Annotated in this window: 26 protein-coding genes; 21 read left to right on the top strand and 5 right to left on the bottom strand. The window is 37.1% G+C overall.

Features of this window, described 5'->3' with window-relative positions; all coding sequences use genetic code 11:
- Nucleotides 1-11 precede the first annotated feature (11 nt).
- From QA584_RS17265 to QA584_RS17210, 12 genes are all read left to right on the top strand, one after another.
- Entirely contained in the window at nt 12-374 is a 363-nt protein-coding gene (locus tag QA584_RS17265; RefSeq protein ID WP_278270333.1) for a hypothetical protein, read from the top strand.
- Nucleotides 371-1,051, top strand: a complete 681-nt coding sequence (locus QA584_RS17260) for a phage tail protein (protein ID WP_278270332.1) — start codon at nt 371-373, stop codon at nt 1,049-1,051. The genes QA584_RS17265 and QA584_RS17260 overlap by 4 nt, the downstream gene beginning before the upstream one ends.
- A gap of 19 nt (nt 1,052-1,070) precedes the next feature.
- Complete coding sequence (locus tag QA584_RS17255; RefSeq protein ID WP_278270331.1) at nt 1,071-1,358, top strand: hypothetical protein; 288 nt, start codon at nt 1,071-1,073, stop codon at nt 1,356-1,358.
- Complete coding sequence (locus QA584_RS17250; RefSeq protein WP_278270330.1) at nt 1,348-2,502, top strand: baseplate assembly protein; 1,155 nt, start codon at nt 1,348-1,350, stop codon at nt 2,500-2,502. Before QA584_RS17255 ends, QA584_RS17250 begins: the two co-directional genes overlap by 11 nt.
- Complete coding sequence (locus QA584_RS17245) at nt 2,495-3,055, top strand: phage tail protein (protein ID WP_278270329.1); 561 nt, start codon at nt 2,495-2,497, stop codon at nt 3,053-3,055. The genes QA584_RS17250 and QA584_RS17245 overlap by 8 nt, the downstream gene beginning before the upstream one ends.
- A 3-nt stretch (nt 3,056-3,058) precedes the next feature.
- Nucleotides 3,059-4,027: a phage tail-collar fiber domain-containing protein gene (locus QA584_RS17240; RefSeq protein WP_278270328.1), complete on the top strand. Its 969-nt coding sequence runs from the start codon at nt 3,059-3,061 to the stop codon at nt 4,025-4,027.
- 12 nt (nt 4,028-4,039) lie between these two features.
- Entirely contained in the window at nt 4,040-5,158 is a 1,119-nt protein-coding gene (locus tag QA584_RS17235) for a hypothetical protein (protein ID WP_278270327.1), read from the top strand.
- 11 nt (nt 5,159-5,169) lie between these two features.
- Nucleotides 5,170-5,502, top strand: coding sequence for a hypothetical protein (locus tag QA584_RS17230; RefSeq protein ID WP_278270326.1), 333 nt, complete (start codon nt 5,170-5,172; stop codon nt 5,500-5,502).
- Nucleotides 5,503-5,516: 14 nt separating this feature from the next.
- A complete protein-coding gene (locus QA584_RS17225) occupies nt 5,517-5,651 on the top strand; it encodes an XkdX family protein (protein ID WP_278270325.1) in 135 nt (44 codons plus the stop codon).
- A gap of 77 nt (nt 5,652-5,728) precedes the next feature.
- Nucleotides 5,729-6,034: a hypothetical protein gene (locus QA584_RS17220; RefSeq protein WP_278270324.1), complete on the top strand. Its 306-nt coding sequence runs from the start codon at nt 5,729-5,731 to the stop codon at nt 6,032-6,034.
- Between the two features lie 24 nt (nt 6,035-6,058).
- Nucleotides 6,059-6,334: a phage holin family protein gene (locus tag QA584_RS17215; protein ID WP_278270323.1), complete on the top strand. Its 276-nt coding sequence runs from the start codon at nt 6,059-6,061 to the stop codon at nt 6,332-6,334.
- Nucleotides 6,335-6,336: 2 nt separating this feature from the next.
- Entirely contained in the window at nt 6,337-7,200 is an 864-nt protein-coding gene (locus QA584_RS17210; protein WP_278270322.1) for an N-acetylmuramoyl-L-alanine amidase, read from the top strand.
- 74 nt (nt 7,201-7,274) lie between these two features.
- Here the strand turns inward: QA584_RS17210 and QA584_RS17205 are convergent, their stop codons facing one another.
- Both QA584_RS17205 and QA584_RS17200 read right to left on the bottom strand, forming a co-directional pair.
- Complete coding sequence (locus tag QA584_RS17205) at nt 7,275-7,736, bottom strand: hypothetical protein (protein WP_278270321.1); 462 nt, start codon at nt 7,734-7,736, stop codon at nt 7,275-7,277.
- Between the two features lie 73 nt (nt 7,737-7,809).
- The gene (locus QA584_RS17200; protein ID WP_278270320.1) at nt 7,810-8,250 is read right to left on the bottom strand and encodes a hypothetical protein; all 441 of its coding nucleotides are present in this window, start codon (nt 8,248-8,250) and stop codon (nt 7,810-7,812) included.
- Nucleotides 8,251-8,657: 407 nt separating this feature from the next.
- On the opposite strand from QA584_RS17200, the gene QA584_RS17195 reads away from it, so the two are divergent.
- A complete protein-coding gene (locus QA584_RS17195) occupies nt 8,658-9,506 on the top strand; it encodes a hypothetical protein (protein ID WP_278270319.1) in 849 nt (282 codons plus the stop codon).
- A 35-nt stretch (nt 9,507-9,541) separates the two neighbouring features.
- Here the strand turns inward: QA584_RS17195 and QA584_RS17190 are convergent, their stop codons facing one another.
- The gene (locus QA584_RS17190) at nt 9,542-10,648 is read right to left on the bottom strand and encodes a discoidin domain-containing protein (protein ID WP_278270318.1); all 1,107 of its coding nucleotides are present in this window, start codon (nt 10,646-10,648) and stop codon (nt 9,542-9,544) included.
- Nucleotides 10,649-10,732: 84 nt separating this feature from the next.
- Nucleotides 10,733-11,668 carry a LysM peptidoglycan-binding domain-containing protein gene (locus tag QA584_RS17185; protein WP_278270317.1) on the bottom strand — a complete coding sequence of 312 codons (936 nt, stop codon included), beginning with the start codon at nt 11,666-11,668 and terminating at the stop codon, nt 10,733-10,735.
- 523 nt (nt 11,669-12,191) lie between these two features.
- On the opposite strand from QA584_RS17185, the gene QA584_RS17180 reads away from it, so the two are divergent.
- Nucleotides 12,192-12,653 carry a YgaP family membrane protein gene (locus QA584_RS17180; RefSeq protein ID WP_278270316.1) on the top strand — a complete coding sequence of 154 codons (462 nt, stop codon included), beginning with the start codon at nt 12,192-12,194 and terminating at the stop codon, nt 12,651-12,653.
- Between the two features lie 282 nt (nt 12,654-12,935).
- On the opposite strand, the gene QA584_RS17175 is transcribed toward QA584_RS17180, so the two are convergent.
- Nucleotides 12,936-13,418, bottom strand: a complete 483-nt coding sequence (locus QA584_RS17175; protein ID WP_278270315.1) for a MarR family winged helix-turn-helix transcriptional regulator — start codon at nt 13,416-13,418, stop codon at nt 12,936-12,938.
- Between the two features lie 522 nt (nt 13,419-13,940).
- On the opposite strand from QA584_RS17175, the gene QA584_RS17170 reads away from it, so the two are divergent.
- From QA584_RS17170 to QA584_RS17140, 7 genes are all read left to right on the top strand, one after another.
- Nucleotides 13,941-14,486: a glutathione peroxidase gene (locus QA584_RS17170; protein ID WP_278270314.1), complete on the top strand. Its 546-nt coding sequence runs from the start codon at nt 13,941-13,943 to the stop codon at nt 14,484-14,486.
- Between the two features lie 418 nt (nt 14,487-14,904).
- Entirely contained in the window at nt 14,905-16,605 is a 1,701-nt protein-coding gene (locus tag QA584_RS17165) for an ammonium transporter (protein WP_278270313.1), read from the top strand.
- Between the two features lie 1,028 nt (nt 16,606-17,633).
- A complete protein-coding gene (gene nifH, locus QA584_RS17160) occupies nt 17,634-18,455 on the top strand; it encodes a nitrogenase iron protein (protein WP_278270312.1) in 822 nt (273 codons plus the stop codon).
- 28 nt (nt 18,456-18,483) lie between these two features.
- Nucleotides 18,484-18,810: a P-II family nitrogen regulator gene (locus QA584_RS17155; protein WP_278270311.1), complete on the top strand. Its 327-nt coding sequence runs from the start codon at nt 18,484-18,486 to the stop codon at nt 18,808-18,810.
- Between the two features lie 159 nt (nt 18,811-18,969).
- A complete protein-coding gene (locus QA584_RS17150) occupies nt 18,970-19,353 on the top strand; it encodes a P-II family nitrogen regulator (protein WP_278270310.1) in 384 nt (127 codons plus the stop codon).
- A 16-nt stretch (nt 19,354-19,369) separates the two neighbouring features.
- Nucleotides 19,370-20,965 (top strand): nitrogenase molybdenum-iron protein alpha chain, encoded by a 1,596-nt coding sequence (gene nifD, locus QA584_RS17145; protein WP_278270309.1) that lies wholly within the window; start codon nt 19,370-19,372, stop codon nt 20,963-20,965.
- On the top strand, nt 20,959-22,323 hold the full coding sequence (locus tag QA584_RS17140) for a nitrogenase component 1 (RefSeq protein ID WP_278270308.1): 1,365 nt from the start codon (nt 20,959-20,961) through the stop codon (nt 22,321-22,323). The genes nifD and QA584_RS17140 overlap by 7 nt, the downstream gene beginning before the upstream one ends.
- Nucleotides 22,324-22,460 lie beyond the last annotated feature (137 nt).

Here is a 22,460-nt window from a genome sequence, read left to right as displayed (position 1 = left end):
AGTTGATAAAAATGAATGATTTAATCCGGATCGGTACCGTAACAAGTGTAAATTATGCAGAAGGTACCGTCAAAATTGTACAGGAAGATAGAGATGATTCGGTTTCCTTTGATCTGCCGCTATTAAGTTTTGAATATGCTCCGCCAGCCATAGGAGATATGGTATTGGCTGTATTTTTGGATAATACCCAGGGCTTTGTTCTGGGTAAGCCATTTAACATAAACAATCCCCCAAAAAAGGGTAATAAGAATATTATCCGTAAGGACTATGATGTTGACGCATTTGCCGAATACGATAAGAGTACCAAAACCCTTACCATAAAAGCAGAACACATCATAGTACAGGGGGAATTTAGACAAGAAGGTGGCACATGAGCGTTGGGCATTTTGGAAAAGTCTATTTTACCGTAAGCAGAAAAAAGGCGTATTCCTTCAATAATTTTAAACATACCAGATCAGCGGAATGGAAAGAGCATACCAGGTATAATAACAAACCGTTATCAGAGTTTACCGGTACCGGCCTTGAAACGATTACCTTAGATATATTCCTGGATGCAAGCCTTGGTGTAAAACCAAGGGAAGAAATCGAACGCTGGGGGAAGCTCGTAGACAGCGGGCATCACGACATGCTAGTGATTGGCGGGCAGCAGGTGGGGAAATATGAGTGGAAGATAGAAAGCATATCCGAAGACTGGAAAGACTTTTTAAACAAAGGCGAACTGCTTACGGCAAACCTGTCTATTACGCTATCGGAATATGTAACAGATAACCCCAAAAAGAAAGAAGCATCAAAGACCACGAAAACGAAAACCTATTTAGCTACCCCTAAAGCAACCGTGAGTAGCCTGGTAGTGGGTGGATCCTATAAAGTAGTCGCGTTATTGACCGGATATTACACCTCCATGGAGGCGAAAAACCTGCAAGCCACGAACCGGACCGGAAAAGTGTATCCGGGAACTTATTACATTTTTAATCTGGCAAACGGCATGGTAAATGTTACAAAGGTCAAAGGCTCCCCCGGATCTTGGATTAATCCAAGTAAAAATAAATAGGAGATAATAGGAGGTATCCATGTATGAAGTAGAAGAAATCGAAGCATCGGAGGACATATCCGAAGCAGAAATCAATGATTTGAAAATTCTTTACCAAACTCCGGTCGGATCCATTCCAATGGAACGGGAAAAGGGAATTGACATGGAGTTTTTAAGCATGTCGACTGAGGTAGCAAAGAATATGTTTGCAGTTGAGATCATCAAAAAGACCAGACTTTATTTTGGCTTGAAAGTGACAGACATCCTGTTTAATCAAGATGACGATGGGAAAATTACAGTAAAGGTGGTGATAAGTCGTGGCGAGTGATGTTGAGAAACTGAACAGCCTACCGGATATCAGTTTTATCGATGGCATAACCGCAGATACCGTATTGGATGAAATGATAAACGATTTTACGAACCGGTATTACGAGCTGACCGGAGAATACGAACCCCTGGGGGAACTGGACAAGTTACGGATCCTGATGAATGCGGCATCTTTGAAAATCTATCAGGCATATCAGTATATTGAAAAGACAGGGAAGATGAATTTATTAAGGTATGCCTCCGGTGATTATCTCCTTCATTTAGGGGCAACCCGGGGAGTAGAAATTAATGAGGAAAAGGCAGCAGTTTGCCAGATTAAATTTACCTTAAGTGACCTTCAGACTAGTACAGTTGCAATACCAAAAGGCACGCAGGTAACAGCTGGTGATGGAGTTTACTTTGAAACAGAAGAGTATGCAGAAATCCCGCCAGGCATGTCAGATGTAACCGTAAGCGCGGTGTGTCAGGCAACCGGTACGGTGGGAAATGGTTATACCATCGGACAGTTAAATGTTTTGGTAGAGCCGATTCCTTATGTGGAAACTGTCATGAATACATCGGTATCCGCTGGTGGGGAAGATATCATGTCAGATGATGATTTCCGGCAGAAAATATTCTTAGCCCCCAGCTCTTACTCCACAGCAGGACCGGAGGATGCATATGTATTTTGGGCAAGGCAATACAGTGCTTTGATATCAGATGTAAAGGTAATCACTCCATCGGATGATACAGTACAAGTAATCATCCTGCTAAAAGATGGAGCAATTCCAGATGCCAAATTATTGCAATCAATTGAAGATTACATAAATGACGGCAACAAAAAGCCACTCACGGAAAAAGTCATGGTAACAGCTCCTACTGTGATTGGTTATGATATAGCCGGTACCTATTACATAAACAGCAGTGATAAAAATAATGTAACAGTGATTCAAAGTGCAGTAGAAGCCGCAGTGAGTGAGTATGTAAAATGGCAGAAAGAAAAGATAGGAAGGGATATTAACCCGTTCCATTTGCAGTATTTGCTCATGAAAGCCGGTGTAAAGCGCATGGAACTTACTTCACCGGTATTTGCAACTGTTGATGATACTTCTATCGCAATTGAAGGTACTGTGAACATCACTTACGGAGGGATTGAGGATGATTAGTCTTTATGAAAGCGAACTGGTCAGCATACTTCCGGACTATTTGAAAAAGGATAACCATGTGAAAGCAGTTTGCTATGCAGTAGATAAGCAGGTAAAAAAGATACTGGATAGATGCAAAAGCCTTGAAATATGGTCGAACCTGCCGGAAGTGGATGAAACTTTACTGGATTACCTGGCAGCAGAACTTCGCACGCAGTATTATTCAACGGATCTTAGTGTGGACGTGAAGAGGAACTTAATAGCGAATACATTAATCTGGTACCAGAAGGCTGGGACAGTTGCAGCGGTAAATGAATTAGTATCTGCGGTATTCGGTGGAGAAGTCAGTGAATGGCATGAATATGGTGGGGAACCACATCATTTTAAAATCGTGACAGATAATCCAAATATAACAGGCGATTCCCTTCAGAAGTTTGGTGATGTTATAAGCATGATAAAGCGGAAAACTGCTATCTTAGATTCAGTAGAAATTGCTTTGAGTGCTTCCATGAATATTTATTACGGATTTTCGTTACAAACTGGCGATTATATTACATTAAGACAGGAGGGATAAGGATTGAGTTTTAGTACAATATTGTTTACAGAAAAGGGGCGCGCCCTTCAAGCGAAAGCACAAGCAGGAACGACCTTGAATTTTACTAAGTTAGCTATGGGATCCGGTTCATTAGGCGGGCAAAGTCAAATAACGCTTACCGCGTTAATAGATCCCAAAGTAATACTGCCTATAAATGAGATAAAAAGAAAGCCTAATTATGCAACCATAAAAGGTATATTCAGTAATCAAGATATCAGCACCGGTTTTTATTGGCGTGAGATTGGTTTATTCGCTCAGGATCCGGATATCGGGGAGATACTTTACTGCTATGGAAATGCCGGTACCCTGGCAGAATACATACCACCGCAAACTTCCGAAATCATTGAAAAGGTTGTAAGTATAACAGCTATGATAGGTGATGCTGCCACAGTGACCGCATCAATCGATGAATCACTGGTATATGTGACTAAGCCGGAACTAGATGCAGTTAGCCAAAAAGCAGACCAGGCTTTTCAGTCAGCCAGTAATCCACCAAAAGTAAATAACCATACCGTAGAATCGGATGTACCAGCAAATGCAAAATTTACTGATACGGTCTATACTCATCCTACTAGCCATCCCGCGTCCATGATTACAGGTTTACCTACAAGTTTACCTGCAAATGGCGGTAGTGCAGATTATGCAACCAGCGCGGGTAATGCATCTAATGCTGACAAAGTTGGTGGATTACAACCATATCAATTAGGTTCTCTTGCGCAGGATGGAGGATCACACGGAACTCAGTATGCAGCCACACCTAAATATAATGTTAATGGCGATAATCGATTTAGATTAGATATTTATAATGGTGGTGGTGTTACCCATGGCGTAAGAGTTGGTTATGCTGATGGAGCAGATAATGCCGATACAGTAGACGGTATTCATCTCCTTACATCAACTACTATTCCAACATATCTCCCAAATAATGTATTGTGTATAGTGTATGAATAGGAGGTTCTAACCATGGCAAAAGGGATTTATTTTGGAGTTGGAGGAGCTGCAAGAAAAGTAAGTAAATTATATTATGGCGTTGGTGGGGTAGCACGTAAAGTAAAGAAAGGCTATATAGGAGTTAATGGTGTTGCTAGACTATTTTTTAATAGTGCACCAGAAAAAGTAGCAAGTGTTACACCTTTGTCTGTAGCTTCGGCTGGTACTTCTGTAGCTTTTACTGGCGCCTATGCTGTGGTTGCAAACGGTTCTGATAATAATGGATATCCTACAAAGAGTGTAGATGCTTATAATGCTTCCTTAGTAAAAGTTGCAGCACCTGCATATGATACTAAATATAGATCTGGTATTACTCCAGCTAGTATAGGCGGTTATGCTTGTTTTTATGGTGGTGTATGGACTGACACTAGTTCTAACTATGCTAGTATGATTAGGTATGACCCATCGCTTATTAGAACTATAGCGGCTACTTCTTTAGCTAAAGGAGGAATGGCTGTCGCAAGAAATACCACCTATACCGTTTTTATAGGCGGTAGTACGTATAACGGGGTAACACAACGTACAGCTGATACTGTAGCAGAAAATTTCCTTACACAGACTTTACCCGATGTATCTGCTAATGATATTTGGCAACGAGACACAATGGTGGCAAGTACACCTAATTATGCAGTATTTTCTAAAGACCCATTTAATGTAGCGTATGATAATGCCCGTGTGCAAGTCGCTTTCTCATCACCAGGAAATAAACAAGGTATAGGGGCAACACTTAAGAATTATATACTACTCGCTGGTGGTATTATGTCAAATGCCATAACAAACCAAGTAGCAGCGTATGATTACAATTTAACAAGAATAGCTACAACAACTTTGAATATACCTTTACGATATTCTTCAAGTGTATCTAGAGATGACTATGCTATTATTGCTGGTGGTCAATATGGTAGTGGCCAAATAGATTTAACAGGTGAAGCTTGCTACTTTGATACTTTTTTAGTTAGAGATACTTTACCTAGCTTAATTACTAATATGTATGGTGCTGGTACATTTAGTATAGGCGACTATGCTGTATTTGCTGGCGGTCGTCATCCTACTTTAGGTGTTACTGCAAATGTAGAAGCTTATAAATTTTAAGGAGGATTAACATGAAAAAATATGTGGAGCTTTATGACAATACAAAAACGTATATATTTCCTAACATGGCGGTAGCAACGCCTGATATTGTCGGTATGAACTATGCCGTAGTTAATACAGGTCAACCCGTAGTTATAGAAACAGATGAAAGCCGTATTATGCTATACTCTATAGATTTACTAAGTGCAACAAAAAGTCGTTTAGGTATAGAGTTAGACTTATCCATAGAGGATACTTTAGCTACTATAGAAGAGATTTTAAATGCACCTGTGCCTGAACCAGAACCTGCCGCTGAAGAGAGAATAGCAGCAGCGTTAGAATTTCAAAATTTACTAAGTATGTAAGGAGGTAAGCTATTATGACATTTGAAACAATTAAACGTAACTATGACCGTAAGCTCTGGAATAAGCAAATGGTTAAAACCGCGGTTATTAAAGAAGTGATTACACCAGAGCAATACCAGGAGATCACCGGAGAAGCTTACACAGAGTAGGCAGTTATATTACTACATAGAAGCCCTTATATGGTAAAACATATAGGGCTTTATTATTGAAAAGGAGTTTATTGCCTATGACAATAGAGGTAGCTTTATTAATTTCTGGTGTATCCCTGGCGTATGGGATATATACTGGAATAACAAATCTAAAAAGAAATCAGACAGCTGATGCGAAACAGGATGCCAGTGAGCTAACAACAGTTATTGTCAAGCTGGAGAACATCGGGAACGGTGTAACAGAAATCAAGTCCGAATTGATTAATGTAAAAAATGATGTAAAAGAGGACCGGGAGAGAATTATCCGGGTTGAAGAATCAGCGAAGCAAGCCCATAAACGGCTTGATGTTATGGAAAACTATAAAAGAGGTTTGGACGAATAGTCTTGAAAGTGAGGTTTTAAAATTATGGATTTAACATTTTTAAATCAGTACATCAATTTAGTGGTTTTAGGAATTTGTCTTTGCATTGGGTATGTTATAAAGACAAGTTTAGATTTTATCAATAATAAATACATACCTGTAATTATGTTGGTAGTTGGTACCGGAATTAATATGGCTACTAATTTATCAAATATTAATGCAGCTGTAATCCTGGGCGGTATGATCAGCGGCTTGGCCAGCACCGGTTTATACGAGGCAATGAGAAATTTAATTGATAAAGACGGTAAGAAGGGGGAATAAGTATGGGTTATTTAATTGCAGTTGACAGTGGACATGGAATGGAAACGGCAGGGAAGCGAACTCCTGCCATACCGGAAGCCTGGTTCGGTAAAAAGAAAGGCGAGGTGATTCATGAAAAGGAATTTAATAAACCGGCTGCCGAATACCTTATCGCTGCTTTAAAACGGTGTGGTTTTGATACAATCAATGTTAGTCCAGGAACTGATGATGTACCGTTAAAAGACCGGTATACCGCTGCAAATAATGCTAAGGCAGATGCCTTTATTTCCAAACACTATAACGCTTCAACCGGTAACTGGGGTAATGCCCGGGGAATAGAAACAATCATATCCCAATATGCCGGTGAGGATAGCAAAAAGCTTGCCAGTTTGGTGCAGGCAGAACTGGTACAAGCCCATAAAAGGGAAGACAGGGGTGTTAAGGCAGATATTAAGCAATCAGGTATTAACATAGCTGTATTACGTAATGCCATTATGCCAGCCATACTAACAGAATCAGGATTTATGGATAACCTTACCGAAGCAAAAACCATGCTGGACTCGGAATTTCAGAGGGCGGATGCTGAGGCAACCTGCAGGGGAATATGTAAATACTTTGGAGTTACATATAGGGGGAAAACACAAATGCCAAAAGACAACGTAACCAGAAACTCGCCAAAAGAAGATATTAAGTGGTTACAAGAACAGATTAACAAATCAGGAATTGATTGCCCGTATTTACCATTTAAGATAAACGGGATATATGACGATGGATTAAGAATTGCAGTATTAATGTACTGGAAACAAAAGAGGTGGAATCAAGACGGCAGAAACACAGGGTGGATAGTTGGTCCAGGGACCAGAGAGGCTTTAGTTAAGCGAATGTAATTAAAACTGAAAGGCTGCCTTTCGGCAGCCTTAGGTTAAAGAAACAAAATATAGCTAATAGTTAAATTACATTTCTAATTGGTGTAAAAGAACCCCAAATATTCTTTTACCGCTATAGTATCAGATAAAGCAATTACTGCTAATTGATAATACCCGTCTGTCGGCGTAGCTGGCAACTCAATATAAGTATGTGTTGAATTATAAAATTCATTGCTATAATATACATCATTTACACCATTTCTTAGTATTATGACTTTGTATGAGCAGGGGTATGCAAATGTTATATCAAAGCTAATTTCTTTATCTGCCGGCATATACCACTTATTATCAGATCGTGTTGTATTATGTAATGTTGCAGCGAATCCTGTTTTTACGATTAACGGGGTTGGTTGATATTCATACCCCTTAATCCACCATTCATCAGCAACTAACACTGGCTGTGGTGTAGCAGCCAATGCTGAAGTTGGAGCTGTAAAAAATACAGCAACTAAAGCTAGAGCAAGAATTCGGGATAACATACTTTTGATTTTTTTCATAATAAATAACCACCTTTCTACATTATCTGTAGTTAATTAGTTACACTTCCTTATTTTTATATAATTAAATCAATTAATAAATATCAGCATAATAAGCTGAAATTGATAAATTATCTATAGCTCTTACCCATACACCATACTTTACATCTTTGGTCATCGCTGGTATCCAGCAACCTTCTCCACTGGATACTACTCTATCAAAGACAATACCAAGCCCTTCTTGATAAATGAATACTTCAAAAGTACCTGGCGAATCAAGATGGAATAGGAATTCTTTACCTGCAGGAACTGACCAAAAGCCATTACTATTTGGACCAGTGACGTCAAGTAGGTTTGTGGCATTTCCAGCAGCTACTGCTAATGGAGTAGGTTGATATTGATATATTTTAGAATCCCCATCAGAATATATCAAAACTGGTGTTGATGCTGCTGTAGCTGCCATAGTAGTTGTTGGAGCTGCAAATAATACTGAAATTAATGCGATAGCAATAATTTTCGATAATAATTTTTTCATGTAAAATAACCACCTTTCTACATTATCTGTAGTTAATAAGTTACAGTTCCTTATCTCTATATTAAAGTATCTCCATCCGGATTTAAAATTTAGAGGATACTATAATATCATGATTGAATCACTTATATTTAATAGTTATTTAAGCAAGACAAGACTAACATAATTTCCATAATATATCAATATTATCTGCGTATTCTACATGTTTTTTGTCGATTCTACATTTTTATACTTAATTAAACGCTTTAGCACAAAATGATTCATATTAGTTATGGTCTGAGTCTGGAATATAATACTAACCTTTAATTGTATAATGAATATTTTTTTAATAACAGACTGCTTTTTTTAGTACCCTTATAATATAATTTGGTTAACAAAAATAATTAATTACTTAAACTAAGGAGAAAATCATGAAAAGATTTAAAGGGTTATTAGTTTTTATTTTAGTTTTTATCTCAGTAATTATGGTTTCAAAAACAAAGTATTATGCAGAGGAAACACAGTATACAGATAATGTAATACCAACCATGACAAGTAATACTTCGCCAAGTGGAGAAGTTAATACTAGTAGCTATTATACAGATAGTGATGGATTTATATATTCAGCCTGGAGAGCATTTGATCAATCTAACATATCTTATCATAACGGTTGGGCATCTATAAAAGGTACGACAACAGGTTGGTTAGAATATAAATTTTCATCAGAAAAATGTATAACTAAATATGCATTAACATCAAGAACGTCAGCCGACCACGATATAAATATAAATGAATGTCCGAAAAATTGGACATTTGAAGCTTGGGATGAAGAAATAAACAATTGGGTTGTATTAGATACTCAAAATAATATTACAGATTGGACATTTGATGCAACAAAGGAATTTACTTTTAATAATATAAAAAAATATGAAAAGTATAGAATTAATATAACTGCAAATTGTGGTTATGCAAATTATACTGCAATTGGAGAATTAGAAATGATGGAATCTATTAATATACCTCCTAAAGGTACATGGATCTCAGGAGACAGAGCAATATTAGTAATTACTACAACTTTAGATACCGATAAAGAATATGATTTATCTGCCAGTGAAATAGATGCATTTCTTAATTGGTATGATGCTAAGTCAGATGGAAATGGAAAGGCATATTTTACTATCACTAAGCATAGTATCGTTAAACCTTTCATAAGTAGAAAAGAGTATATAAATTATAATAGTATTGAGAATTTTGAGGTAAAGGACTATTACGAAGAATAAATTTAAAGCCCGGACTATTACGTCCGGGCTAAGTTTTATTGATTATATTCTTTTACTTCAAAGCTTGAAATCTTATCGAATGTCACATATTCTTTAACACTTAAGTAAGGTGCAATATTTGTAGTTTTTGTGAAAGTATAGTAAGCTCGTCCTTCTCCATTTGATCTAATATCATACCAGTATAGAAAAGCATCTAATTCAGCAAGGGATACATTGTAGACTTTATCATCACCATTTGTCATAGTAAGTAAAAGCGTTGCGGTATTACCTGTATGGTCTGGTGGTGTATTTTCTCCAGTGGGGGTAGCTGATACCTCATTGGAATCAGGACTTTCTATTCCTGATATGATAGCACTAACAACAAAATAGTATGTTGTGCCTGGAGTTACATCATTATCAACAAATGTAATAGAGGAGCCAGTTACAGTTGGTTCATAAGGTATAATTTTGTCATATGGTCCGCCAGGTGTTGTAGAACGTTTTATATTATAGTATTGTGAATTTGTAACAGAATCCCAAGATAAATTTACAGCGGAATTATTAACTGATGCAGTGAGGTTTATTGGAGCTGAGACTGTTTCCATCATCTGAATTTCGCCAATAATAACAGGATGAGTTCCATCTCCATTTGCAGTTATATTTATTCTATATTTTTTATAAAGAGTTGTATTTTGAAAAGTAAATTCCTTTGTTTCACCTAGTGCCCAATTTGTGATATTTGATTGAGTATCTAATACAATCCATTTACTTAATTCTTCATTGTATGCTTCGAAAGTCCAATTTTTGGGTAATTCTTTTATTGATGAAACCGGATTCCTTGAAACTAATGAGTATTTTGCAATACATTTATATTCTGGAAAATCATACTCTAGCCATCCATATGGGGTATTGAGTGCAGAGGCCCATGCACTTGAAACTGTTGAACTATCATGATCGAAAGCTAAATAAGCAGGATATGTAGTACCGTTAGAACTATAGATACTACTTGCACTTGCTTTACCGCTTGGTAATGTATTACTTGTCATTGCAGGTATAACATTATCGGTGTACTGTATTACCTCTGCGAAACTCTTTGTGTTGCTAAACATAATTGTTGAAATAAAAACTAATACAAAAATTAATAACCCTTTTAATCTTTTCATAACTTTTCCTCCAATTGTAAATTGTTATTTTGTCTTTGGTGTCATAATTATAAAACGTTCCCATTCTAAGAAACAGTCTATTAATTAAAAAATATTCATTATACAATAAAAGATTGGTATATTAATCCAGTAAAAATACAACCTATATCCTACACGCCCATATGTATACCCCCATTCATATGTCATCAACAAAACAAGATCCGCTATTCCTCCAATAGTAGGATAATCATGCGCAGAATATAATAAACCGGCCTGATCTCCCGAAGTTTTAGGAGCTAAGGCAACAGTTACGATATAACCTTGGGGTTCTAGAGCATTTTTTAGATTGGTTATAAAATCGATAAATAATTGTTTATCTTCCGGTAATACAAACTCGAAATCCACATCTACGCCCTTGTAATTTTTAGCTTTTAGGGTAGATAATATATTCTGGATTAACTGGTTTTGTCCCTGGGGGTTCGTAAACATAGCATGGGCAAGTTCATTGCTAAAGGCACCATTTGCGTCCATTGGTGCAAGTACCATTAAAGGTGCAACGTTAAAATCCAGGGCAAGTTGAATCAGTTCTTCGTCATCCGGTGCTATTAGTTCTCCTTCTGGTGTAAAACCATAGTTAAAAATAGACAAATAAGTAAGGTAAGGCAGGGTTTTCCTTAAAACAGTGCGGTCGATAAAGGGATAAGCATATCCATTAATAGTAATATTACCAAGGTTCTCATCCTTTACAAAACTGATTACGACCAACTGACCGGGAACCAGTCCCTCGGCTTCGCTGATCCAGGGGTTATTCTGCAATATCTGGGTGGGAGTAACTCCGTACTGGTCTGCGATTCCATATAAGGTATCTCCCTGAACCACAGTATGGGTTACATCTGTATATAATATTGCTAAAGCTTGCCCGACAACTAAATTATTAGGGTTTGGCAGTTCGTTATCCGTTATGATTCTATCCTGTGTCACGCCGTATTGATTTGCAATGGAACTTATAGTATCTCCCGGCTGAACGACATGAATTGTCATATAAACCTCGCATTCTCTGGCAGAAATAAACTTTTATAACTAGTATATGCAGGTTGCATCGGGGTGTGAGGATATAAAAGAAATACCCTTAAATTGAGGGCATGCAGCATTGCCCTGGTAAAATGACCGGCATGTTCCGTAATCTGGTCCTGTTTATATTCCTCCTGACCCAAAGCCGGTATTTCATGAATTCCTGAAAAATTATTCTGATGTTTTAAATTAAGTTCAACCAGTGCCTTTTGTGATCCTTTAAAATTAGGTCTTATTTTTGCTGCAAATAACCAACCAGAAAATAAAATCAGAGGTATGGGAATACAAGTCAGCTAAAGATAAGAATGATAAAAATAAGAATAAAAATAAGAATAATTATAAGAATGATATGAAAATATAGGCACATACTAATCCAGACGAATGATAGGAATGTGATTAGGTTAAAAAGAATATATTTTAAACCTTAAAAAGTACAAGAATGTGCTTTTCACTCAATATTTGCTTGCCGTGAATGCGGCAGATGGAGGTTACTATGAAGAAACAAATGAAAAAGATACCGCATACTACCCATAGGGTACCCTTAAAAACTTGCCCAAGTCAAAATAATATGATTAGGAACCAGACAATCTGTAAGCTAAACAGGGCTAAAAATAGCAGCAAAGCTCAGTTATCAAAGCAGATTAAACAGCTAAACTGTGAATGGGATACCGAAAGGGTTTTGGAAGTACATGCAGCTTCCGTAATTCTATTAAGTACACTTATGGGTGTAAAAGGTTCAAGATGCTGGTTTTGTGTAACCAGTATGGTGGGAGTATTTTTATTAAATCACGGTCTTTACGGGTGGTGCCCCTCACTGCCGATTATAAGGAAAATGGGTATAAGAACCGCAGAAGAGATTAATATTGAAAAGACTGTCCTGAAAATGTTAAGAGGAGATTTTGCGAATATCGGTACCGATGTAGTTGCCATGTATAACATGGTGGTTAAACAATAACCATACAGTAGCTTCAAATTTTAGGTCAATCTGACAGAGAAAAAATATAGATTAAAAATACTTATAAAGAATGTAATTTATTACGCTGACTCTGGAGTTATTGTGCAGAATGTCAACAAATTTTGAGAGAGGCATGTCATAGATTACATTTCTTCATAAGTACTCGCTTTATACTGATTATGTTATATTTTTGTGTAAATTATTATACTGATAATGATATAATTACTAGAAAAACTTTAATAGTGGTTTACGATATATTTATATGAAACATTCTTTATAGATTTATGAATCGATAATCTGTTCCATGAACCGATGCAAATTTGTTAAAAGGCTGTAAGCATCGATCGCTTCAAGATGGGTGGAACAAATCAAGTCCTTTGGTATCTGGTAGGCATCAATTTTTAATTCTCTGCCTCTTTCGGTAAGTTTAATTACAACATTCCGTTCATCGGCTGCACTGCGGGTACGTTCTATATATCCCTGAGCCTCCAGTTTTTTCAGCAGGGGAGTTAATGTTCCTGAATCTAAGTATAGTCTGGACCCAAGATCTTTTACCGTCACCCCATCTGCTTCCCATAGAGCTAAAAGCGTGATATAGCCGGTATAGGTCAATCCGTAAGGATCTAAAATTGGCTTATATTTACGTATAATCTCTTTGGAACAGACATATAAGGCAAAACAGAGCTGATTATCCAGTTTTAGCATTTCATCGCCAGAGACAGCAGCTGTTGAATCAGTTATTGGTTTATCGGGTATATTATTCATTTATAGAAATTCCTTTCCGGTGTTATATAATTATTAGGGGTTGTATAAGGTAACCTTTTAATCAATTGTACATTAATATAATGAATGGGATTACGGTATTCTATTCGCTTTTTTTAATAACTTAATCGGTAAACGGCCTTTTTTGAATTAGTAAAATTAACCCCATATTTTTTAATGGATTCTTTTTATATATTTTATACAATTAAATTGTAATAAAGAATTAAAAAAATGTCAAGGATAGTATTGACAAAAGCTTATAAATTGAATACAATTAAATTGAAAACAATGTATAGCTCATTGATTTATATAATCTATGATGAGATGAACTATAATTAATGAATATATTATGAACCAACATTAACAACATTAACAACATTAACAACATTAACAACATTAACAACATTAACAACATTAACAACATTAACAACATTAACAACATTAACAACATTAACGTCATTAACATTATTAAAATCATTCACACTGTTTAAAATTTTTATTATCATTATTTATAGGAGGAAATGTATGAATATTTACGATTTTAAAGTTAAAAATATCAAAGAAGAAGAGGTATCATTAGATCAATATAAAGGAAAGGTAGCTCTGATTATTAATTCCGCTACTAAGTGTGGATTTACACCTCAGTATGACGAATTACAGGATTTGTATGAAAAATATAAGGAAGAGAATTTCATTATTTTAGATTTTCCCTGCAATCAGTTCGGTAATCAAGCTCCAGGCAGCAATGAGGAAATATTAAGTTTCTGTGATGCTAAATTCGGGATTACTTTCCCTATGTTTTCAAAAATTGAGGTGAATGGGGAGAATGCCCATCCATTATATAAGTTTCTGAAAAGCCAGAAAGGATTTGCAGGTTTTGACGAAGGACATGAATTGACCCCTGTGTTAAAGAAAATGTTATCGGAAGCCGATCCGGATTATGAAAAGGATTCAAGCATCAAGTGGAATTTCACTAAATTCTTAATTGACCGTGATGGAAATGTTGTAGAACGTTTCGAACCAACGGAAGCAATTTTTGTTATAGAGAATAAAATAAAAGAGTTAATCTAAGTAGTAGAAATACCATTTAGAGCCGTAAAACTAATGTATTTATGCAAAATACATTAGTTTTTTTTGTGTTTTTTATTAATATTGCAAGAAAAGTCAACTTTTGAAAAGAACTAATTGACAAATGATAATGTGCCAATTATACTAGAACAATAAAGCAAAGGCGCTGCGGATTATGTTCTGCAGCGCCTTTTTTATTTCTAGGTACCAGGCGGGTCACCGTATCAAAAGGAGGGATGTAGTTTGGGAAATCTTTATTTACTATTTTGCAGGTTGAGAGTGGCTGTTACAGGGCGTTGGTATAAAGCCTATTCTTAATTGTAAGAATCAATTGAATATTTTATAACAATACGAAGACGTGTATTTGGAGATATAAAATTATCCGGTATATATGTCTTTTTTTATTAGGAGGGAAAAAATTATGTATTCAGCAGAAAATACGATTTGGGTTTTGGTTGCGGCAGCACTGGTATTCTTTATGCAGGCAGGTTTTGCAATGGTGGAGACAGGTTTTACAAGGGCGAAAAATGCCGGCAACATTATTATGAAGAATTTAATGGATTTTAGTTTAGGTACCCCCATTTACTGGTTATTAGGTTTTGGTATTATGTTTGGTGGAAGCAGTGCACTGATTGGTGGGTTTGATCCAATGGTAAAAGGTGATTATTCATCTATATTACCTTCCGGAGTTCCTTTAATGGCATTCCTGATTTTCCAAACCGTGTTTTGTGCAACGGCAGCTACTATAGTTTCCGGTGCCATGGCTGAAAGAACAAAGTTTTCAGCATATTGTATCTATAGTATGGTTATTAGTGCAATTATCTATCCGGTATCCGGGCACTGGATATGGGGCGGCGGCTGGCTGGCTCAATTAGGATTCCATGATTTTGCAGGATCTACAGCTGTACACATGGTCGGTGGTGTAGCAGCATTTATTGGTGCAAAAATCTTAGGACCCCGTATCGGTAAATATGACAAAAATGGTAAATCAAAAGCAATACCCGGGCACAGTCTTACGCTTGGTGCATTAGGTGTATTTATTTTATGGTTCTGCTGGTTTGGGTTTAATGGTGGTTCCACCGTATCAGCTACCGGTGATGATGTTCTGGCTTCCATGGGTAACATATTTGTTACTACAAATATGGCAGCGGCAGTAGCAACTGTAACTGTTATGTGCATTACCTGGATACGTTACAAAAAACCGGATGTTTCCATGACTCTAAATGGTTCTTTGGCAGGTTTGGTTGCAATTACTGCCGGCTGTGATCTGGTAACTCCTTTTGGTGCAGCCCTGATTGGTATTATTGCAGGCTTTATCGTTGTATTTGGTATTGAATTTATTGATAAGAAGCTTAAAGTAGATGATCCGGTAGGTGCTGTTGGCGTACATGGTTTATGTGGTGCCGGGGGTACTATAATGGTTGGTCTATTTGCACAGGAACAAGGATTGTTTTATGGCGGCGGAGCTTCTCTTTTATTAACACAGGTTATTGGTGTAATAGCTGTAATCGCCTGGGTAACCGTAGCAATTACCATAACATTCCAGATCATCAAACATACAATCGGACTTAGAGTTACAAAAGAAGAAGAAATTCTTGGTCTTGATATTGAAGAACATGGTTTAACAAGCGCTTATGCGGACTTTATGCCTACGGTAGATGTTATTTCTGAAATACAGAATAAACCGTCAGCTCCCTATGCTGCTCCGGTTGAAAGAGCTGTTCCTGTCTCTAAAGTAGGTTACTCAGGACCTAGTGCAGACGGAAGCAAATTTACAACAATTGTAATTATTGCAAAACAAAGCAAATTTGAGGTGCTGAAACAAGCTATGAATGCCATTGGTGTAACTGGTATGACAGTTACCAATGTACTTGGCTGTGGAATACAAAAAGGTGCTACAGAATTTTACCGCGGAGTTCCGCTTGAGATGAATCTGCTACCTAAAGTCAAAGTGGAAATTACCGTATGTAAAGTTCCAGTTGATTTAGTTGTTGAAGAAGCAAAGAAAGCACTTTATACTGGTAATATCGGTGATGGTAAAATCTTTGTGTACGATGTTGAAGATGTAATAAAAGTACGTACCGGTGAAACTGGCTGTGATGCTCTGCAGGATGAGGAGTAATTCAGATTGCCTGAAAAGTAAATTTGAAGTTGCTGGAAGTCTGTTTTAATGAAGTAGAATTAATAAAGAAAAAGTTGTAACAATCAAGAGAGCTGCTGCAAAAATGAAATTACCTATAAGGTAAGACATCTAATTTTTGCAGCGGCTCTTAATGTATTTAGGCAATTGCGAAACACAAATATTGTATTTATATATCCTGCAAATAATACAATTTCAGAGCTGAATCTTGCCCAAAGGGCAACGGAAGCTATGAAATTCTTATTATTTGCAGGATATATTCAAAAAACTATATTGTTTCGCAATTGCCTAAATTAATTTATTGACTGAAAGGAGGATAATTTAGAACAATTAACTGAATAAGGATAGATGGCAGCCCTGTTTGATTTATATAGAAAATCACTGTTTTTTGTTCTTATCTGAAAATAAGAAAAATATTAAATCTACAACTAAATAGAGTAAAAAAGTAATACTCAACAGTAAAGTATTAGTTTTGGTATTTCTACCCCCGACAAAAAATAGTATGGTCATCATAATAATCATTATAATTAATTTACATAATATTATTTTTTTTCGTTTATTCATTAAATTGCCTCCTATAAGCCAATTTTACACTGCTAATATTATATAACAATTTATCCCAGTTATCAATGTCAATTGGCAATACACAATTTTTTTACTGAATAAACCTTGACAGAAATTGTATATCTCCAGTATAATATCTATTAATTTATAAGTGGCATAAAAAGATTCTGTGATTTGATTAACTAATCAAGAATTGATTCTTTACAATGCAATTGATATAAAGTTACTAGTTAATTATGTGCAAAAACATCTCTTATTGAGAAAAATTATTGACAAATCGATGTATTGAATAATTATTTATCCGATGCTAGAATCTTACCTATAGAAATTGCATGCTGAACTTGCATTGCACTCTCTTTGACAGAGACGTCATTACTCCAAGTAATGGCGTCTTTTCTTTGTAACTGAATGATTTAGGTATCAACGTAATTAAGGAGGAATTGATTATGAGACAGGTTGCAATTTATGGTAAGGGTGGAATCGGAAAATCTACCACAACTCAAAACTTAACAGCAGGTTTAGGCGAAATGGGAAAGAACATCATGATAGTAGGATGTGATCCCAAAGCGGATTCCACAAGATTAATTCTTGGTGGTCTGGCGCAAAAGACAGTACTTGATACACTTCGTGAAGAAGGAGAGGATATTGACCTTGACTTTATTATGAAAAACGGATTTGCAGACATAAGATGTGTAGAATCCGGCGGACCGGAACCCGGTGTAGGTTGTGCAGGCCGTGGTATTATTACCTCCATTAACTTACTAGAGCAGCTTGGCGCTTATACGGATGATCTGGATTATGTGTTTTATGATGTATTAGGTGATGTTGTTTGCGGTGGTTTTGCAATGCCCATCCGTGAAGGCAAAGCCCAGGAAATCTATATCGTAGCTTCCGGTGAAATGATGGCACTTTATGCAGCCAATAATATTTCAAAAGGTATTCAAAAATATGCGAATACCGGTGGTGTAAGACTTGGCGGTATCATCTGTAATTCCAGAAAGGTTGATGGTGAAGCGGAATTAGTATCAGCCTTTGCAAAAGAACTTGGCTCTCAGATGATTCACTTCGTACCAAGAGATAACATGGTGCAAAGAGCAGAAATTAATAAGAAGACAGTAATTGATTTTGACGCATCTGCAACACAGGCAGATGAATACAGAGCTTTAGCTACTAAGATAGATGGGAACGACATGTTTGTAGTACCAAAACCAATGAAACAGGAACGACTGGAAGAATTGCTAATGGAACACGGATTAATGGATATCTAAAAATCATGGAAAAAGTGGAGGTAGATTTATGTTATTAGTGAGAGCAATCATCAGACCGGAAAAAGTCGGCATTGTATTATCAGAATTATTATCAGCAGGCTATCCCGCAGTAACTAAAATGGATGTATATGGACGCGGTAAGCAAAAGGGAGTGAAAGTCGGTGAAGTATTTTATGATGAAATTCCCAAAGAAATGTTGTTAATGGTTGTAGACGATGCAGATAAAGATGATGTGGTCAAAATTATCATGAAATATTCCAGAACCGGTGAAAACGGACATTTTGGTGATGGCAGAATATTCGTAAGCCCCGTGGAAGAAGCATATACCATCAGTACCAAATCAAAAGGTCTATAAGCAGGTTCTGATACTCACAATAATTATTAGATTGAAAAATTAATAATAATAGTTCAAATCCTTGTTGGCAGTTCCCGCAGATGGAAGTCTGGAACTAATATAATAATTTTTCAATCTCCTGATTAAGATGTGCCATAGAGTACATGGATTGGAGTTAATATGAAAGAAGTAATGGCAATTGTACGGCAGAATAAAGTCAATGTCACGAAGGAAGCCCTGGCAGAAGCTGGAATCCCGGCTTTTACTTGCAGAAGAGTCCTTGGAAGAGGTAAAAAACTCATTGATATGACATTATTACGTTCCATTGTAGACTCCGGGGAGGTTCCACAAAATTCTACCGGAGAATATTTATCAGAGATGAACCGGTTAATTCCCAAAAGGGTTTTTACCATGATTGTAGAAGATAGTGAAGTAGAAAAAGCGATTACGGCAATAATGGAGGTAAATTCTACTGGCAATCCCGGTGATGGAAAAATATTTATTCTTCCGATTTACGAAAATTACCGGGTACGTAACGGAGAGTTGACAACAGAGGCCTATTAGCAGAAGGAGGATTAGTATGAGTGTAATGGAAAAGGTTCTTGACCAATATAACTCAAGAGTTTATAAAAACCGTAAAGAGCATATGGTCACTGTTAACCAAAATGAAAAGAATGAAATAGCAGCCAATGTCCGTACCATACCGGGTATCATAACACAAAGAGGCTGCTGTTATGCAGGATGTAAGGGCGTTGTATTAGGACCCATTAAAGATGCATTTATCATTACCCACGGACCCATCGGATGTGCTTATTATTCCTGGGGAACCAGAAGACATAAAGGAAAAAAAGAAGAGGGTGTTGATAATTTCTTACAATACTGTTTTTCTACCGATATGCAGGAGCCGGATATTGTCTTCGGAGGAGAAAAGAAGTTAAAGAAAGCCATAGAAGAAGCAATGGATTTATTCCAGCCTAAAACCATTATGATCTGTTCTACTTGTCCGGTAGGTCTTATCGGTGATGATATCCACGCCGTAGCAAAATGGGCAGAACAGGAATACGGTATTAAATGTATCGCTTTTAGCTGTGAAGGTTATAAAGGAGTCAGCCAGTCAGCCGGACATCACATTGCCAATAATCAGTTGGTTAGATATGTAATCGGTGAAGGTGACCGGGAAATCAAGAATAAATTTGCTATTAATATATTAGGTGAATATAATATCGGCGGTGATGGCTGGGAAACAGAGCGGTTATTAAAACGTATTGGTTATGAAGTAGTTTCCACTTTTACCGGTGACAGCAGCATGGAGGATTTAAAAAATTCCCATAAAGCAAATTTAAGTCTGGTACAGTGTCACAGATCCATAAATTACATTGCAGAATTAATTGAATCCAAGTACGGAGTACCCTGGATGAAGGTAAACTTTATCGGAGTAGAAGGCACAATTGAATCCTTAAGAAATATAGCAAAATACTTTAATGATCCGGAACTTACAGCTAGAACCGAAGCAGTAATAGCTGATGAAGTGGATTTAATTGAAGAGGATATGGCTTATTACAAATCCAAGTTAAAAGGTAAAACTGCTGCCATTTATGTAGGCGGTTCCAGAGCACATCATTATCAGACCTTGCTGGATGATTTAGGAGTCCATACAGTATTGGCCGGTTATGAATTCGGACACCGGGAAGAGTATGAAGGAAGGGAAGTCATTCCTTTTGTTAAACCCGATGCAGACAGTAAAAACATTGAGTCTATCACCGTATCCCCTGATCTGGAAAAGTACCATGTATATTTATCGGAAGAAGATGTAAGCCGGTTAAAAGAAGAAAAGCTCCTGGATTATTATGGCGGTATGGTAAAAGACATGAGCGACGGCACTTATATGGTGGATGACTTAAACCATTTTGAAACCGAAGAGTTCTTAAAATTATTAAAACCTGATATTTTCTTCTCTGGAATCAAAGATAAATATGTGGCGCAAAAAGGTGGTACCTTATCCAGACAGCTTCACTCTTATGACTACAGCGGACCCTATTCCTGTTTCCGTGGAGCTGTTAATTTTGCCAGAGATATAACCATGGGAATCTATACTCCGGCCTGGAGCTATGTAAAGACACCCTGGAAGACTGCTCCGATTCTGGAGGGAACCTTAGGAGGTGGTAAAGCATGTTAGATTATACGAAGAAAGAGAAATATGACAGAAGTGCCTTACGTATTAATCCGGCGAAAACCTGCCAGCCGGTAGGAGCGATGTATGCGGCCCTGGGAGTACATGAATGTATGCCCCACAGCCACGGTTCACAAGGCTGTTGTGCTTTTCACAGAATGTTTTTAACCAGACACTTTAAAGATCCTGCAATGGCATCCTCTAGTTCCTTTACCGAAGGTGCATCTGTATTCGGCGGCGGCAGCAATTTAAAGACAGCAGCCAAGAATATATTTGATATCTATAATCCTACCATTATTGCAGTGCATACCACCTGTTTATCGGAAACCATTGGTGATGACTTAAATTCCCTGATTCAGGGAATTGATTTACCCGAAGGCAAGTATATGGTTCACACCAATACCCCAAGCTATAAGGGGTCCCATATTACTGGTTTCTCCAATATGGTAGCTAGTTTTATTAATTATCTGTCCGTATCCTCCGGTAAAAAGAATGGTAAATTAGCCATTATCCCCGGTTTTGTCAATCCTGGTGATATGAGGGAAATGAAACGGCTTGCAGGACTGCTTGGAATTTCTTATACCATGCTCCCGGATACCAGCGGTGTCATGGACAGTCCCATGACCGGTAAATATGAAATGTATCCAAAAGGTGGTACCACCGTAGAAGAAATTATCGGTCTGGGTGATTCGGAATTCACCTTATCCATCGGTAGATTTGCCAGTGAAGCAGGAGCAGAAGCACTGGATAAAAAATGCCATGTTCCTTTTAAAACCTTACCCATGCCCATCGGAATCGGCAGTACAGATAAATACATTATGGAACTCCAGAGTTTTGCCAAGGCAGAAATACCTTACGAAATTGAAGAAGAACGGGGACAGTTGGTAGATATTCTTATTGATATTCATCCTTATACTTATAATAAGAAAGTTGCCATCTTTGGTGATCCGGATACGGTACTCGGTCTTACTGAATTCGTACTTGAAATGGGCATGATCCCTAAATATGTAGTGACTGGTACACCGGGAGAAGCTTTTGAAACTGCAGCAGAAAGCCTGTTTACCAAATTCGGCATGGAAGGCTGCAAAGCGAAAGCCGCCGGTGACTTATATGAACTCCATCAATGGATTAAGGAAGAAGGAGTAGATCTTCTGATTGGCGGAACCCATGGCAAGTATATTGCGAGATCAGAGGATATTCCTTTTGTCAGAGCCGGCTTTCCCATCATTGACCGCTATATCCATTCTTATATGCCCTTGGTTGGCTATAAAGGCGGCATGAGATTAGCAGAGCTAATAACCAATGCCCTTATGGACAGACAGGACAGGGACAGTACGGAAGAAGATTTTGAAATGGTAATGTAATAAATGAAATAAATAATATATATTAAAAACATACATTCTCGCAGGAAGACAAATACGTCGTTTTGCGGGAATTATGTGTTTTTAAGCCATAAACAATCAAAATACTAAATTTTAGCATACGGTAAGCAGTGATAATA

Origin of the sequence: Anaerocolumna sp. AGMB13025, from assembly GCF_029689925.1 — a bacterium.
Taxonomy (GTDB): domain Bacteria; phylum Bacillota; class Clostridia; order Lachnospirales; family Lachnospiraceae; genus Anaerocolumna.
This window is presented reverse-complemented; position numbering and strand designations above follow the sequence as displayed.